The following is a 15644-nucleotide window of genomic DNA, read 5'->3' on the forward strand; positions in this document are numbered from 1 at the left end:
GCGGTGTGGGCGGTCCCTGAGAGGAGCGGGAGGGGTTCTGCCCGGGGGTGTTCGGCCCGTGCGGGGTTCCGTCGGGCACGCGGGCACCACCGGTGGGCACGTTGTCGAGTCCGCGTGCCGCTCGGGCGGCCCTGCTCGCCGCCGAGGCGCCCTTCGCGACAAGACCTCCGCCGCCGGCCGCGCTGGAGACCAGCCCCGGAATCATCTCCCCGGTGGCTTTGCCCGGATCGTTCTTCCAGGTGTCGATGCCGATCGAGGTTTTGAGGGTCTGGTACGGGCTCGTCGTGATCGCCTCGGCCGTGTCGTACATCCGTGCGGCGAAGGCGGCCGGGTGGGTCTGGTTCCAAGGATGTGTGGGATTGAACGTCCACAGGCCCTTGGCCATGCCGGACAGGCCGCTTCCGATGCCCTCGACGACGCTGCCGAGCACCCGCCCGGCCTGCTGGAAGCCGTCCACGACGGTCTGGCGGGTGCGGGCGAGCCAACCGGGCTTGTCCGGGGCGGTCTGGCAGGCACTGCTGATCCTGGCGGCGGCGTCGGCGGCCGCGTCGTCCACCTCGCGGCGGGCCCGCTCGATGGTGCTGCGGGCGGCCTCGCGCTGCTCGGCCGTGGGGTCCTCGAACGGCGGGGGCGGCTCAGCACCCTCCTGCCGGGCCTGCTCCACCCGCCGGTTGTGCTCCTCGGCGGCGTCCTTCGCGCGTCGTGCGGCCTCGGCCAGATCCCGCTGGGCGGCCTCCGCCCGCTGCTGCGCCTGGCGCAGCACCTGTTCGTACCGCGACAAAGCGTCACCGGCCTCGGTGAACGCGTCGGCGGCGTCGAACCATTTTCTCGGGGACTGCTCCAGGTACTCGCGTGCCGCCTCGGCGGCCTCGCCCTGCCACCCGCCGGTGTCGATGGCGCGGAAACCACGGCCGGACCGTTCGAACGCGCTGCCCAGCGCGCGGAAGTGCTCGGCCATCTCGGCCAGAGTGTCGGGATCACCGGGGATGATCCCCCGGCGGGCCTGCTTCGCGGCTACGGAGGTGGGGAGGCCGAGGTTGGCTCCCCAGTCGAGGCCGGTCTCGAGGAGCTCGTTCCAGTCCTCACGCAGCGAGGAGGTGTTACTGACCACCGGTCATCTCCCCGAGTCGTTCGCCGGCGCGGGCCAGCGTTTCCGCGTTCCGCGGGGCCGCCACGGCAGTGGGTCCGTCCTGCCGGGCCTGGTCGTAGCTCTTGACGGGATCACCGGTGACGAAGTGCTCCAGCCGTTCGAGGAACCCACCCGCCTGCCGTTCGGCCTCACGGTAGTTCTCGTTGGTCTCGGCCAGCGCGTCGGCGGTTTCCAACCCGTCCTCGACCAGGTACTTCACTCCCCACTCCCACTTCTCGCCGAAGGTGCGCAGGGCCGTTTCGAGCTTCTCGTTCCCGGCCGCGGCGGCGTTGTTGTCGACATAGCCGCGCACGCCCTTCCCGTCCGGGGCGCCGACGTCCCAGGGAACGATCTCGCGCAGTTCCCCCACCGCGTCGCGCACCCCGGTCTCGGCCCGCTTCAGCTCCTCCAGATCCACGGCGAAACGCTGGTTGTCACCCATCGTTTCCTTCCCGGCTGTCCTCGAGACGAACGGCGATCTCCGCCGGAACCACGCCCGGCAGCGGAGGCAGCACCACGGTGTGCTCGGCGGCCGGGTCCAGCAGCACACAGGTGCCCGTGGGCAGCTGCGGCAACACCTCGTCGAGCAGCTCGGCCCCGGACAGCGCGCCGTAGGACAGCGTGTCCTCCCCGCGCTGTCCCAGCACCGCGTACTCGGCCAGCTGCTGGTGACTGGAGAACACCGGCAGGCACCGCACTCCGTCCGGCGAGTCGGCCATCGTGGACACCGTGGGCCGACCGTGCTCGTCGCGCTCGGTCTCGACGAACACCTCGCTGCCGCGCAGCACCTCCACCAGTCGCTGGTCTCCCCGCCCCTGTCGCAGTTGCAGTGCCGCTCGGGCCAGCTCCTCGGCCTGGGTGGGGCTCGTCCGCTCCGGCAGGGGCAGCGTGCCGCTCCAGCCCGCTCCGCGCATGATCGGAATTTTACGGTGTTTCCCCTTTTCGGACGGAGCGGACGTTTCTCCTCGCCCTGTGATTCGCCTCATCACCGTGGCGGAGTTCGGTCCTCCTCCCGGCTTTCCGCACACCCCTCGGACGCGTGGGAATCACCGGACGCGCACCCACAGTGTTGACTGAAACACGTTCAGTGGGTTGTCTGTTGGTCGTCGACAGCGAAGTCCGACCGGGATGGACGACATGGACCTGGCACCGAGACGAACGGGCGGAACGCTCCTGGGGGCGCTGCTGGTGCTCAGCATCGCCGTGATCCCCGCCCCGGCCACGGCCGCCCCACCCGCTCCGTCCGAGGGGCACACCGCGGACTGCCGCGCGGGTGATCCGGCGTGGGAGTTCTCCACCGAGGAGTTCGACCCCACCTACACCAGACACGCCTATGTGGGCAACGGCTACCTCTCCCAACGGGTGCCGCCCACCGGAACCGGCTACGTCGCCACCGGCGGGGAAACCGGATTCCCCCTGGAAACCCCGCGTTTCGACGGGGCCTTCGTCAGCGGGCTCTACGGCAGCGGCCCCAGCGCCCAGACCGACGAGGACAAGCACGCCATCGCGGCGATCCCCACCTGGTCCACACTGACCGTCGACAACGGAACCGCGCGCTACGGGGCCGAGACCCCGGAGGAGCGGATCTCCGATTTCCGCCAGACCCTCAACGTGCGCTGCGGGATACTGCGCACCTCCCTGACCTGGACCACGCCCGACGGGCGGGCGACCGAGCTGACCTACGAGACGGTGGCCGACCGCGCCCACCCGCACGCCGGGGCCGTGCGGCTGCGCATGACCCCGCACTGGAACGGCCGGGCCACCGTCACCGCCGCGATCGACGGGGACGGGGCCCGCCGCATGGAACCCACCGGAGCGGGCGCCGACGGCAGGACCGTGCACGTCGGGTTCCGCACCGACGAGGTCGCCACCACCGGCACGGTCGCCTCGACGCTGCGCGCCGGTGGTGACCTGGCCCGCGCGGAGCCGGAACGCTCAACCAGGATCTCCGGGCTGGACGCCGAGCAGAGCCTGAGCTTTCCCGCCCGGGCCGGGCACACCTACGAGTTCGGCAAGTACGTCGGTGTGGACACCGCGCTCACCGCAGAGAACCACCGGGACTCCGCCGTGGACACCGCGCGGCGGGCCGCCGCCCGCGGCTGGGACCGGCTGTTCGCCGAACACGCCGAGCGGTGGCGCTCGCTGTGGAGCAGCGACATCCGCACCCCGGGTCGCCCGGAGATGCAGCGGTGGCTGCGGGCCAGCAAGTACGCCCTGCTGTCCAGCATCCGGCGCGGCCAGGACAACAGCATCGCCCCCGCCGGGCTGAGCAGTGACAACTACGCGGGGCTGATCTTCTGGGACGCCGAGCTGTGGATGTATCCGGCGCTGCTGGCCCAACACCCCGACATCGCCCGTTCGGTGGTGGCCTACCGGGAACGCACCCTCGACCAGGCCCGGGCCAACGCCGAGGCCGTCGGCCAGCGGGGCGCGTTCTACCCGTGGACCAGCGCCGACAGCGGCAACCTCGACGACGACTGCCACAGCTGGGACCCGCCGCACTGTCTCACCCAGAACCACCTGCAGGGCGACATCGCGCTGGCCACCTGGCAGTACTACCAGGCCAGCGGGGACCAGCGGTGGCTGCGCGAGCACGGCTGGCCGGTGCTGCGTGCCCTCGCCCGCTACTGGGAGGGGCGGGTCACCCGCAACGACGACGGCAGCTACTCCATCCACAACGTCGCCGGACCCGACGAGTACAGCAACGGGGTGGACGACGGGGTGTTCACCAACGCGGGGGCGGCGACCGCGCTGCGCAACGCCACCAGGGCCGCCGAGGTGCTCGGTGAGCCCGCCCCGGCGCGCTGGACCGAGATCGCCGACGGGCTGCGGATCCCCTTCGACGAGGAACGGGGAGTGTTCCTGCAGTACGAGGGCTACGACGGCGGCGAGATCAAGCAGGCCGACACCGTGCTGTTGCAGTACCCGCTGGAATGGCCGATGTCCGAGGAGGTCGCCACCGACACCCTGGAGTACTACGCGCCGCGTACGGACCCGGACGGGCCGGCCATGACCGACGCGGTGCACGCGGTCGACGCGGCGGCCAACGGCCAGCCGGGGTGCGTGACCAACACCTACATCAACCGGGCCATCCGCCCCTTCGTGCGCGCCCCCTTCGCCCAGTTCTCCGAGGCGCGCGGCGAGCGGGCCGGTGACGACGGGGGTTCCCCCGCGCTGAACTTCCTCACCGGCAACGGCGGTTTCCTGCAGACCTTCACCCACGGGCTGACCGGTCTGCGCTGGAGGACCGACGCGGTGCGGATGGACCCCACGCTGCCGCCGCAGTTCCCGCGCGGTGTGGAGCTGACCGGGCTGCACTGGCAGGGCAGGACCTTCGACGTGCGGATCGGGCCGGAGCGCACCCGGGTGTCGTTGCGCCACGGGGATCCGTTCACCGTGCGCACCCCGGACGGTGAGCACACGGTCGGGCGGGATGCTCCCGCCACGGTCGAGACGCGGCGTCCCGACCTGGCCCCCACCGACAACCTCGCCCGCTGCCGACCGGCCACCGCCGCCGACGCCGAACCCGGCAAGTACGCCGAGGCCGCCGTGGACGGCAGCACGGCGACCACCTGGACCCCGGCGAGCCGTCGCTCCGAGCTCACCGTGGAACTGGACCGGCCCTCCTGGGTCGGCCGGGTGCACGCCGAGTGGACCGAAACCGCCCCGAAGGAGCACCGGGTGCTGGTCTCGCTGGACGGCAGGCACTTCACCGAGTTCCACCCGGGGGGACCCGGTCGGCTCGCCCGCTACGTGCGGGTGGAGGTGACCAGCCCGCCGGAGGCCCACGCTGGGATCCGGGAGCTGCGGGTCACCGCCCGCTGAAAGCGGGATCCGGTCCCGCCGACAACCGGCGGCCCGGGGTCGGTTCCGGGCGGAACCGACCCCGGGCGGAGCCTGGCACGCGGGCCGAAGGCGTGATACAACGAGTGGTCGCGTCGTGGGTCACACCGGGACCTAGGTCCCGGTGACCTCGGGACCTTCCTCCTCACACCGAAGGACCAACGAACCTGGGAACCCGCCTTCCCCACGGGGAACCTGGACGGCGTGGATCTTCTCGATATCGCCAGGTGGCAGTTCGGGATCACGACGGTCTACCACTTCCTGATGGTCCCGCTGACGATCGGACTCGCGATCACCGTCGCGGGGATGCAGACCGCGTGGTACCGCACGGGCAACGAGCGGTATCTGAAGATGACCAAGTTCTGGGGCAAACTCATGATGGTCAACTTCGCCATGGGCGTGGTGACCGGCATCGTGCAGGAGTTCCAGTTCGGCATGGCCTGGAGCCAGTACTCCCGGTTCGTGGGGGACGTCTTCGGCGCCCCGCTGGCGATGGAGGGCATCGTCGCCTTCTTCGTGGAGTCCGTGTTCCTCGGGCTGTGGATCTTCGGTTGGGACCGGCTGTCCAAGCGGGCGCACCTGGCCTGCGCCTGGGCGTTCTCCCTGGCCACGGTGGCCTCGGCCTTCTTCATCCTGGCCGCCAACTCCTGGATGCAGCATCCCGTGGGGGTGGAGCTCGTCGACGGGCGGCCCCGGTTGACCTCCATCTGGGCCGTGCTCACCAACAGCACCCTGCTCGCCGCGTTCCCGCACACGATCTTCGGCTGCTTCGCCGTGTCCGGAACGTTCGTGCTCGGCATCGCGGCCTGGAAGGTGTGGAAACGCGACCGCGCGGGTGTGCCGCACGACGAAGACCGCCGGGTCTGGCACACCTCGATGCGGGCCGGGGCCTGGATCGCCCTGGTCGCCTTCGTCGGGCTGGCCGTGTCCGGCGACATCCAGGGCAAGCTGATGTTCTCGCAGCAGCCGATGAAGATGGCCTCGGCCGAGGCGCTGTGCCACACCGAACAGCCCGCCAGTTTCTCGGTGTTCGCCTACGGCGACGTCAGCCGCCCCAACTGCGAGAGCGTCAAGAGCCTCACCGTCCCCTACCTGCTGTCCTACCTGGCCCACGGTGACTTCGACACCGAGGTCAAGGGGGTTCAGCAGCTGCAACGGGAGTACGAGCAGCAGTACGGCACCCACTACCCAGACGACCCCCGGCTGGGTGAGCTGGCAGGGGAGCCGGTCGACTACCGGCCGAACCTCCCGGTGACCTACTGGGGGTTCCGCTTCATGATCGGGTTCGGCGCCGTCTCGGCGCTGGCCGCGGTGGCCGTGCTCTGGTTCACCCGGAAGGGGCGTTTCCCCACGGGACGCTGGTGGGGGCCGCTGGCGCTGGCCTCGATCTCCGCGCCCTTCCTGGCCAACGTCTTCGGCTGGGTGTTCACCGAGATGGGCAGACAGCCCTTCGTGGTGGTTCCCAACCCCAACCCGTCCGGAGTGGACGGGGTGTGGATGTACACAGCCCAGGCGGTTTCCTCCGGGGTGCGCCCCGGGGAGATGGTCACCTCGCTGGTCGCGCTGACCTCCGTGTACGCGGTGCTGCTCGTGGTCGAGGTCTTCCTGATGGTGCGCTACGCGCGCGGCGGGTTCGAGGCGGTGATGCCGCCGAAGGACCACGACGACTCGGACGAGGACGGGGAGGTGCTGTCCTTCGCCTACTGAGCCCTCCCGCGCCTCTTCCCGGAGGCGCTTCCCGTGCCGGACCCCCCGAGACCGCCCCTTCAGCTCCACCGACGCCGGAGGATCCCGATGGACCTGCCTACCCTGTGGTTCTGCGTCATCGCCCTGCTCTGGCTGGGCTACCTGTTCCTCGAGGGCTTCGACTTCGGCGTGGGGATGCTGCTGCCGGTCCTCGGGCGCGGGGAGCGGGAACGCCGCGTGCTGATCAACACCATCGGCCCGGTGTGGGACGGCAACGAGGTGTGGCTGATCGTGGCCGGCGGCTCCATGTTCGCCGCCTTCCCCGGCTGGTACGCCTCCCTGTTCAGCACCGTCTACCTGCCGCTCACGGTGCTGCTGATCGTGCTCATCGGACGGGGAGTGGCCTTCGAGTACCGCGGCAAGGTGGACAGCCCGACCTGGCGGCGCTGCTGGGACGTGGTCATCGTGCTCGCCTCCTGGACCGCCCCGCTGATGGTGGGGCTGATGCTGTCGGCCACCGTGTTCGGGTTGCCGCTGGACGCCAACGGCGACCGGATCGGAAGCCCGCTGGTGGTGCTCTCCTGGCCCAACCTCCTCGGGGCCCTCGCGGTGCTGGCCTTCTCCCTGCTGCACGGGGCCGCCTTCCTCGCGCTGAAGACCGAGGGGGTGGTGCGTCAGCGCGCCCAGCGCTTCGCCCGCACGCTGGGGGCTCCGCTGCTCGTCCCGCTCGTGGCGCTGTTGCTGCTCGCGCAGCTGCGGGAGGGCGCGGCATGGACCTGGATCCCGCTGCTCGCCGCCGTCGCGGCCGGGCTGGCGGCGCTGCTGCGCCACACGGCCTCCGCCGACGGGCAGGCCTTCGCCCTGCAGGGGGTGGCGCTGGCCGCCGCGGTGCTCACCCTGTTCGGGGCGCTGTGGCCGAACGTGCTTCCGTCCACCGTGGATCCGGCGTGGTCGTTGTCCGTGGCCGGGACCGCGGCGAGCCCCTACACCCTGACCGTGGTGACCTGGGTGGCCGCCTTCGGCACCCCCGCCGTGCTGGTCTACCAGGGCTGGACCTACTGGGTGTTCCGCCGAAGGATCGGCACCCGGCACATCCCCCCGGTGCACGCGCCCTAGCGCGGCGCCGCGCGGTGTCGGCGACACCCGGGACCGGGTAAGGACCGGTCCTGCTCGGACGGAAAGGAGCGGTGGTTGCCAGCTTCCGCACCGGCGCGTGTGCGCCGCGCCGTGGACACCGTGCTCTCCGGCAACGGTCCGCTCGGGGGGCTGCCGCGTCTGTCGCCGTCCACCCGGAGGGCCCTGCTGCTGGCGGCCGTGCTGGCCGTCGCCAACGCCCTGGCTCTGGTGGCCCAGGCCTGGGCGCTGGCCTCGGTGCTGGCCGACGTCGTGCTGCGTGGCCTCGACCTCCCGCAGGTCTCCGGCAGGCTCGCGGTGCTCTGCGGGGCCGTGGCGGCGCGGGCGGTGCTGCACTGGGCCACCGAGAGCGTCTCGGCGCGGGCGGCGGCCGGGGCCAAGGAGGAACTGCGGGCCCTGCTGCTGGACTCGGCGCTGCGGCGCGGGCCGGAGTGGATCGACCGCCACGGGCCGTCCGAACTGACCACACTGGCCACCAAGGAGCTGGACGCCCTCGACGCCTACTTCACCGTCTACCTGCCCGCCCTGGTCACCGCCGCCGTCGTCCCACCCCTGGTGGGGGCGGGCATCCTGCTCGCCGATCCGACCTCGGCGGTGCTCGTGCTGCTGACGGTGCCGCTGATCCCGCTGTTCGCCTGGCTGGTGGGGCGCTACACGCAGGGACGGACCGAACGTGCCGCCGAGGCGCTGCAACGCATGTCCGGGCACCTGGCCGAGCTGGTGCGGGCGCTGCCGGTGCTCACCGCGTTCGGCCGGGCCCGCACCCAGGGGGAGGCGGTGCGCCGCGTCAGCGAGCGCCACCGCCGCAGCAGCGTGGCCACCCTGCGGATCGCCTTCCTGTCCGCGCTGGTGCTGGAACTGTGCTCCTCGCTGTCGGTGGCGCTGGTCGCCGTCGGTATCGGGATGCGCCTGGTCTCCGGGGACATGGCCCTGGAGACCGGTCTGTTGGTGCTGGTGCTGGCTCCCGAGTGCTATCTGCCGCTGCGGGCGGCCGGGGCGGCCCACCACGCCAGTGAGGACGGGGTGGAGGCGGTGCGCCGTGTCGAACGGGTCCACCTCGACCCGCCGGACACGACAGTCGACGGGGAACAGTCGGCCGAGACGCCACCGGAGGGCGCGGAGCTGAGCGTGACCGGGCTCGGCGTGGCCCGGCGCGGACGACGCGTTCCCGACGGGCTGAGTTTCACCGCCAGGCCCGGCGAGATGCTGCGGTTGGACGGCTTCGCCGGGATCGGACCCAGCGGCAGCGGCAAGTCCACCACCTTCGCCGTGCTGCTCGGGTTCGTCACCCCGGAGGCCGGTACGGTGCGCTACGGCGGCACCGAGATCACCGAGCTGAGCTCGCCCCGGTGGCGTTCCCTGCTCTCCTGGATACCGCAGCACCCGGTGTTCTCCGGAGGAACCGTCGAGCAGGAGCTGCGGCTGGCGGTGTCCGACCAGCCCGAGGGAACCGCCGAGCGGCTGCACCGGGCGCTGACCGAGGCCGACGCGGAGCACCTGCGCGGCCGTCCCGTCGACACGCTGTCGGCGGGGGAGCGCCAGCGGGTGGCGGTGGCCCGGGGGCTGCTGCGCCTGCACGGCCGGGCCCGTGTCCTGCTGGCGGACGAACCCACGGCGCATCTGGACACCACCACGGCCTCCCGGGTCGAACGCGCCCTCCGGCGGGCCGCCGAAGCCGGGGCGGTCGTGGTGATGGCCAGCCACCGACCGGGGAGCTCCCCGCAGGAGGACGAGGGGACGCGGGCCACCGCGAGCACCGCCCCCCGCCTGCGGGAGCGGACCGGCCGTGCCCGCCTGGGCGAGCTGGTCACCGCGCGGGGGCTGGCCGGTGGTGGGCTGGCGGTGCTCTCCCTGGCCTCCGGGGTGGCGTTGACCGCCACCTCCGCGTGGCTGATAGCCCGCGCCGCCCAGCAGCCCCCGGTGCTGACGCTGAGCGTCGCCGCCGTGGGGGTGCGCACCTTCGCGCTGTCCCGGTCCGTGCTGCGCTATCTGGAACGGCTGATCACCCACGACGCGGCCTTCCGGCTGGCCGGGCGGCTGCGTCGGGGCCTCTGGGCCGGGCTGGTGCGGCTGGGCCCGGCCCGGGCGGCCGGGCTGTCCCGGGGAGAGGGGGCGACCCGGCTGGTGGAGGACACCGACACGGTGCGCGACCTGGCCCCGCGCGTGTTCGTCCCCCCGGTGACGGCCATGGGGGTCGGCGGGGCCGCCGTGGCGTTGCAGACCGCCCTGCTTCCTCCGGCCGGTCTGCTGCTGGCGGTGGCGTTGCTGCTCGCCGGAATCCTCGGGCCGGCCGCGGCGCTGGCCGTGCAGCGGCGTGCCGCCGCCGCGCTCACCGAGGGCAGACGGGAGGTGGCCACCCGGACGCGGGGGCTGTTCGAGGCCGCCGCCGAGCTGCTGGCCTGCGGAGCCGCCGACGGGCTGCGCGCCGAACTCGCCGAGCGGGACGCGGAGCTGGCCGCCCGCTGCCGGAGAGTGGCCTACGGGCAGGGCGCGGCCGGCGCGGTAGTCACCCTGCTCATGGGAGGGGCCGTGGTCGGATGTGCCGCCCTGGCGGCGCGGGCCGTGGCCCGGGGGGAGCTGGCGGCCGAACTCGCCGCCGTGCTGGCGCTGGTCCCCCTGGCGGTGACCGAGACCGTGGCGGGACTGCCCGCGGCGGCCCAGTACTGGCGACCGCTGCGGCGGGCCCACCGGCGGTTGTCCCCGCTGCTGCACACCGGACCGCCCGAGTCGGCGTCCGGGGAGGACGCGCGGCCCGCTCCGGCCGACCCACCGGCCTCGGACGGGCCGGAGGTGGTGCTCGACGGGGTGGACGTGCGCTGGCCGGGGGCCGCCGAACCCGCGCTGCGGGAGGTCTCGCTGCGGGTCCCGGCGGGCACCCACGTCGCCGTGGTCGGCGAGTCCGGCCAGGGGAAGTCCACCCTGCTCGCCCTGCTGGCCGGGCTGTTGCCCCCCGAACGGGGGGAGGTCACCGCGCCGGGGCGGGTCACCTGGTGCCCGCAGGATCCGCAGCTGGTGTCGACCACGGTGCGGGAGAACCTGCGCATGGCCGACCCGCGGGCCGACGACACCCGCTTGGCCGAGGCGCTGCGCTGCGCGGGACTGGCTCACTGGACCGGGCGGCTGGACGAACTGCTCGGTGCCGGGGGCACGGCGGCCTCCGGAGGGGAGGCGCGGCGGCTCGCCCTGGCCCGCGCGCTGGTGCCCGACGAACCGGGACTGGTGCTGCTGGACGAACCCACCGCCCACCTGGATCCGCCCACGGCCGAGGAGCTGTCGGCGCGGCTGCGCGACCGGTTGCGCGGGCGCACGGTCGTGCGGGTCACCCACCGGGAGTCCGAGACCGCCGACGCCGACGTGGTGTGGCGGGTGGCCGACGGCCGGATCGTGGCCGAGCCGGGTGGCGGCCCGCCCGGGCACGCGGCGCGGGACGGGAACCCACCGCCGGTGCGGGAGGGGGACCGGCTGTGATTGTGCTCGCCATCAGTGCTGGTGACCCGGACACCGGAGCACGTGGGGCCTAGTCTCGTGGTTGTCATGGACTCGATGCTGGCCAGGCGGATGCTCGCCGCGTCCACCGAGATCACCAAGGCGGCCTTGGCCTCGGAGGACCCGGACTCGGTGCTGCCGCTCGTCGTGCGGCGCGCCGCCACCCTCACCGAGGCGGACCTGGGGCTGGTCATGGTCCGGGACGGGCAGGACACCCTCACCGTCGAGGCCGCGCACACGGGCCCGCACGCCTCCGATCCCCCCAGCGACCCGGTCGGCTCGGTGCTCTCCCCGCGTTCGGCGGCCGCCCAGGTCGCCCGGGACGGGGTTCCCGTGGTGGTGGACGACCTCATCGACGACCCGCTGACAGCGCCCTATGTTCCCCGCGCGCTGCGGGTGTACGGTCCCTTCGCCGTGGCGCCCTTCGGCACCCGCGAGCGGAGACTGGGGGCGCTGGCCGTCTACCGCAGGAGGAACGCCGAGCCCTTCACCAGGGTGACGGTCGACGTGCTCACCTCCTTCGCCGCGCAGGCCGGGCTGGCACTGGTGCTGGCCGAGGGCTCCACCGCGCGTCAGCGCATCGCGGTCTACCAGGAGCGGGAGCGGATAGCCCGCGACCTGCACGACGTGATCGTGCAGCGGCTCTACGGGGCCGGGGTCCAGCTGAACGTGCTGGGACGCAGGCTGTCCGACCGGCTCGACGCCGACGACGCCGAACGGCTCACCGAGGTGACCGACCAGATCGACCAGACGATCGCGGAGGTGCGGGCCACGGTGCGCACCCTCACCTCGACCGACCCGCAGTGCTCCGAGCAGGCCCCGGACCTGACGGACTCGCTGCGTTCGGAGGTGCGCATCGCCGGGGAGCTGCTCGGCTGGTCGCCCGAGCTGGAGATCGACGGTGACCTCGGGAGCGTGCCCGTGGCCGTGGCCGACCACGCGCGGGCCGCGCTGCGCGAGGCGCTGTCCAACGTGGTGCGCCACTCCGGGGCGCGGACGGTGCTGGTGCGGGTGCGGCGCACCGACACCGGGCTGCTGTTGCAGGTCACCGACGACGGCTGCGGGATCCCGCACGACGTGAGCAAACGCGGACTGCGCAACATGGAGGAACGCGCGGTGGCCGCCGGGGGGCACTGCGAGATCAGCTCCTCCCCGGACAGCGGCAGCACGGTCACCTGGGAGGTCCCGCTCTCTGCCGGGTGAGCCCGGCAGGGGCTCAGCGCCGCCGCGCGTACCAGGCGGCCGCCTGGGTGCGGCGTTCCATGCCGAGTTTGGCCAGCACCGAGGTCACGTAGTTCTTGACGGTTTTCTCCGCGAGGAACAGCCGTTCGGCGATCTCCCGGTTGCTCAGGCCCTCACCGATCAGTTCCAGCACCCGGTGTTCCTGCTCGGTGAGCTCGGACAGCTCGTCCCGTTCCCGCGCGGAACCCTCCCGCAGCCGGTCCAGCACCCTCCTGGTGGTGACCGGGTCGAGTAGGGAACGTCCCGCCGCGACCTCCCGCACCGCGTTGACCAGGTCCTGGCCGCGCACCTGTTTGAGCAGGTATCCGGAGGCTCCCGCGTTGATGGCCCCCACCAGCGCCTGTTCGTCGTCGAAGGCGGTCAGCACCAGGCAGTGCGGGGGGTGCTCGGACTCCCTGAGTCTGCGGCACAGGTCGAGCCCGTCGCCGTCCGGCAGCCGCATGTCCACCACGGCCACGTCGGGACGTTCGGCACCGGCGCGGACGAGCGCCTCGTCCACCCCGCCGGCCTCCCCGACGACCCGGACGTCCTCCTCGGTGTCCAGCAGGTCGCGCAGACCCCTGCGGACCACCTCGTGGTCGTCGACGAGCAGCACACGTACCGGCACGCCCCCAACGCTACTGGCAGGGAGACCACCGCTGTCCGGCCAGGGGGCGCTCACCTGCCGGAAGCGCGGAACCCGCACCTGTTCCGGCGTCCGACGGCGTGCTGGGTCTGCTCGGCCACGCGGTGGGCGCCGTGGCGCGCCCGGTAGCCCACCGAGGGTTTGCCCTTGGTGTCCACAACGGTGGTGAGCAGACCTCCCAGGATTCCCAGGTTCTTGATGAAGTGGGTCTGTTGGGCCGCCCGCTGTTCCGGGTCGGAGTGTTCCCAGAACGCGTGTCCGACCAGGGTGGTCGGTACCAGGCTCGCGCTGAGCAGCAGTGCGGAGAACCTGGGGAACCTGCCCAGGGCCAGCAGCAGTCCGGCACCGATCTTGACGCCCCCGTCGATCTTGACCAGGGTCTCGGCGTCGGTGGGCATCCGCTGGGGGAGGGTGTCCCGGACGGGCTCGGTGGCGCGCTCCACCAGGGGGGCCGCGGCCTGGGCGTGACCCTGGGGGTCCCGGAACACCCCGATCCCCCCGTAGACGAAGATCGAGGCCAACAACGGACGCGCGAGCCTGCGAACCAGCATCGGCGAACCTCCCGGGAACTGTTCACGAAACGGTTGGGCGCGGCGAGGTCGCTGGGGCGGCACCTCCCGCCGGTGTCGACCGTGGACACTCCCGGGCTGCGGTCGCTCCGGGGGCCGGACGGGACGAGGCCGTTCCCGCCGCTCGGCCCGCCGGGACGCTGCCCGACAACGGACGACGAACCGAGGCTACGCCCTCGGGGCGCGGTGCGCGCGGGAGCGAAACCCGCTGTGGGGCCGTCACCCCGGCACTCACCCGGCCGGGTGAGATGTCAGCGGCTGTGCACCCGGGTGAACACCTCGTCCCAGGCGGCGGCGACCTGTTTCGCGCACAGCTCCGGGGTGGCCCCACCCACCCCGGTCCCGAGCCCGGGCAGCGCGATGGAACGGACGACCCGCCGAACCGGGATGCCGTTGTCGAGCACCGCCCCGGACCACAGCCGCAGCACCGCCCGTGCCGCCAGGTAGGGGCTCACCGTGTCCGCGGGCAGCCGCTCGCCCGGCTCGCGGACGGTCGGTGCGCTGATCAGCCAGGCCGGTACCCGCGAGCCGGTGGGCACCAGCAGCGCCTCGCCCACGGGCAGCTCCCCGCCGTGGTAGGCGAGCACGGCGCTGCGCACCTGCTGTTCCACCTCGGGGAAGGCGGTCGCGTAGACGGCGTCCACACCGCCCCGCATCCACCCGTAGGAGTTCGCCGGGCTCACCACGGCGTCCACCCGGTTGTCGAGCACCGAACCGTGGTAGACGCTGACGCCCGCACGACCGTCGGCGATGTCCCTCCACGCTGCGGCCAGCGACTCGTCCAGTGCACACAGGACCAGCCTCAGCTCCGGCGCCGCCCCGTTCCTCGAGCGCTCCGAATCCGCGGTCACGTGCACAGCATCGCAGGAAACACCCGCCGCGCGTAATCGGGTAGATCACACTTCGGGGGAAGATCTTCAAGTCCGTCCGGGTGAACACCCCGCACCGGCCGCCGGGCCGGGCGACGAGGAGACGCCGATCCGCTCGTAGCCTGAACACGTGCCCCGAATCGCCTATCTCGGTCCGCAGGGAACGTTCGCCGAACAGGCGACCCGCGCGTTGACCTCCGACATCACCCCCGAGCTGGTCCCCTACGAGTCCATCCGCGCCTCCCTGGACGCGGTGCGCGCCGAGGAGGTCTTCGCCGCCGGGGTCCCGGTGGAGAACTCGGTGGAGGGCTCGGTCTCGGCGACCCTGGACGGGCTCACCTCCGGAGACCCGTTGGTCGCCGTGGCCGAGACCGTGCTGCCGATCCGGTTCGACGTGCTGACCAGACCGGGCACCACCGAGCGGGAGGTCACCTCGGTGGCCAGCCACCCGCACGCCCTGGCCCAGGTGCGGCGGTGGAGGGCCGAGCACCTGCCCGGGGCGGACAGCGTGCCCACCTCCTCCACCGCCGCGGCAGCCGAGGAGGTGGCGGCGGGTCGTGCCGACGCGGCTGTGGTGGCCCCCGTGGCGGGCCAGCACCATCCCGAGCTGGCCCACCTGGCCCACGGGATCGCCGATGTGGACGAGGCGATGACCCGTTTCCTGCTGATCCGCCCGCCCGGGCCGCTGCCCCAGCCGACCGGCTCCGACCGGACCTCGATCGCCGTGGTGGCCCACGACGAGGTGGGCACGCTGGCCGAGATGCTGACCGAGCTGTCCCTGCGCGGGATCAACCTGAGTCGCATCGAGTCCCGCCCCACGGCCGACCGGCTGGGGGCCTACCGCTTCTTCCTCGACCTGGAGGGCCACGTGGCCGACGCCCGGGTGGGGGACGCGCTGGCCGGGTTGCACCGGCGCTGCTCCGAGGTTCGCTTCCTGGGCTCCTTCCCGAAGGCCGAGCGGGCACCGGTCAACGTGCGCCCCTCCGCCTCGGAGCAGGCCTTCCAGGAGTCGGCCTCCTGGCTGGCCCGGGTGCGCGCCGGAAGGCTGGGCTAGCCCCGCG

Annotated in this window: 12 protein-coding genes; 6 read left to right on the forward strand and 6 right to left on the reverse strand. The window is 72.8% G+C overall.

Translation table 11 applies throughout. The annotated features are described in order from the left end of the window. The 3 genes from CEP50_RS12390 to CEP50_RS12400 form a co-directional block, all read right to left on the reverse strand. Nucleotides 1-1111, reverse strand: a 1111-nt coding sequence (locus CEP50_RS12390) for a putative T7SS-secreted protein (protein WP_219905453.1), incomplete at its 3' end; no start/stop codon positions are given. Beyond that, a complete protein-coding gene (locus CEP50_RS12395; RefSeq protein WP_258175185.1) occupies nt 1101-1571 on the reverse strand; it encodes a hypothetical protein in 471 nt (156 codons plus the stop codon). The genes CEP50_RS12395 and CEP50_RS12390, both read right to left, overlap by 11 nt. After that, nucleotides 1564-2043, reverse strand: a complete 480-nt coding sequence (locus CEP50_RS12400) for an SseB family protein (protein ID WP_181188357.1) — start codon at nt 2041-2043, stop codon at nt 1564-1566. The genes CEP50_RS12395 and CEP50_RS12400 overlap by 8 nt, the downstream gene beginning before the upstream one ends. 214 nt (nt 2044-2257) lie before the next feature. On the opposite strand from CEP50_RS12400, the gene CEP50_RS12405 reads away from it, so the two are divergent. The 5 genes from CEP50_RS12405 to CEP50_RS12425 all read left to right on the forward strand — a co-directional run bounded on the left by CEP50_RS12405 (nt 2258) and on the right by CEP50_RS12425 (nt 12481). After that, nucleotides 2258-4954 carry a glycosyl hydrolase family 65 protein gene (locus CEP50_RS12405; RefSeq protein ID WP_106114113.1) on the forward strand — a complete coding sequence of 899 codons (2697 nt, stop codon included), beginning with the start codon at nt 2258-2260 and terminating at the stop codon, nt 4952-4954. Between the two features lie 222 nt (nt 4955-5176). Next, the gene (locus tag CEP50_RS12410) at nt 5177-6679 is read left to right on the forward strand and encodes a cytochrome ubiquinol oxidase subunit I (protein ID WP_106114114.1); all 1503 of its coding nucleotides are present in this window, start codon (nt 5177-5179) and stop codon (nt 6677-6679) included. Nucleotides 6680-6766: 87 nt separating this feature from the next. Beyond that, the gene (gene cydB / locus CEP50_RS12415; RefSeq protein WP_106114115.1) at nt 6767-7774 is read left to right on the forward strand and encodes a cytochrome d ubiquinol oxidase subunit II; all 1008 of its coding nucleotides are present in this window, start codon (nt 6767-6769) and stop codon (nt 7772-7774) included. Nucleotides 7775-7849: 75 nt separating this feature from the next. Beyond that, entirely contained in the window at nt 7850-11260 is a 3411-nt protein-coding gene (gene cydD / locus CEP50_RS12420) for a thiol reductant ABC exporter subunit CydD (RefSeq protein ID WP_258175187.1), read from the forward strand. 66 nt (nt 11261-11326) lie between these two features. Beyond that, complete coding sequence (locus CEP50_RS12425) at nt 11327-12481, forward strand: GAF domain-containing sensor histidine kinase (protein WP_106114116.1); 1155 nt, start codon at nt 11327-11329, stop codon at nt 12479-12481. 13 nt (nt 12482-12494) lie between these two features. Here the strand turns inward: CEP50_RS12425 and CEP50_RS12430 are convergent, their stop codons facing one another. The 3 genes from CEP50_RS12430 to CEP50_RS12440 all read right to left on the reverse strand — a co-directional run bounded on the left by CEP50_RS12430 (nt 12495) and on the right by CEP50_RS12440 (nt 14571). Beyond that, a complete protein-coding gene (locus CEP50_RS12430; RefSeq protein WP_106114117.1) occupies nt 12495-13127 on the reverse strand; it encodes a response regulator in 633 nt (210 codons plus the stop codon). Nucleotides 13128-13177: 50 nt separating this feature from the next. Then, nucleotides 13178-13696: a DoxX family protein gene (locus CEP50_RS12435; protein WP_106114118.1), complete on the reverse strand. Its 519-nt coding sequence runs from the start codon at nt 13694-13696 to the stop codon at nt 13178-13180. 269 nt (nt 13697-13965) lie between these two features. After that, nucleotides 13966-14571 (reverse strand): macro domain-containing protein, encoded by a 606-nt coding sequence (locus tag CEP50_RS12440; RefSeq protein WP_106114119.1) that lies wholly within the window; start codon nt 14569-14571, stop codon nt 13966-13968. Between the two features lie 142 nt (nt 14572-14713). On the opposite strand from CEP50_RS12440, the gene pheA reads away from it, so the two are divergent. Then, nucleotides 14714-15637, forward strand: coding sequence for a prephenate dehydratase (pheA, locus tag CEP50_RS12445; protein ID WP_106114120.1), 924 nt, complete (start codon nt 14714-14716; stop codon nt 15635-15637). Nucleotides 15638-15644 lie beyond the last annotated feature (7 nt).

This window comes from Actinopolyspora mortivallis (genome assembly GCF_003001495.1).
GTDB classification, from domain to species: Bacteria; Actinomycetota; Actinomycetes; order Mycobacteriales; family Pseudonocardiaceae; genus Actinopolyspora; species Actinopolyspora mortivallis_A.

Bases quoted from the DNA above. Each gene is read 5' to 3' on its own strand.
- CEP50_RS12435 (WP_106114118.1), bottom strand. From the start codon at position 13,696: ATGCTGGTTCGCAGGCTCGCGCGTCCGTTGTTGGCCTCGATCTTCGTC.
- cydB (WP_106114115.1), top strand. From the start codon at position 6,767: ATGGACCTGCCTACCCTGTGGTTCTGCGTCATCGCCCTGCTCTGGCTG.
- CEP50_RS12400 (WP_181188357.1), bottom strand. From the start codon at position 2,043: ATGCGCGGAGCGGGCTGGAGCGGCACGCTGCCCCTGCCGGAGCGGACG.
- CEP50_RS12395 (WP_258175185.1), bottom strand. From the start codon at position 1,571: ATGGGTGACAACCAGCGTTTCGCCGTGGATCTGGAGGAGCTGAAGCGG.
- CEP50_RS12425 (WP_106114116.1), top strand. From the start codon at position 11,327: ATGGACTCGATGCTGGCCAGGCGGATGCTCGCCGCGTCCACCGAGATC.
- CEP50_RS12405 (WP_106114113.1), top strand. From the start codon at position 2,258: ATGGACGACATGGACCTGGCACCGAGACGAACGGGCGGAACGCTCCTG.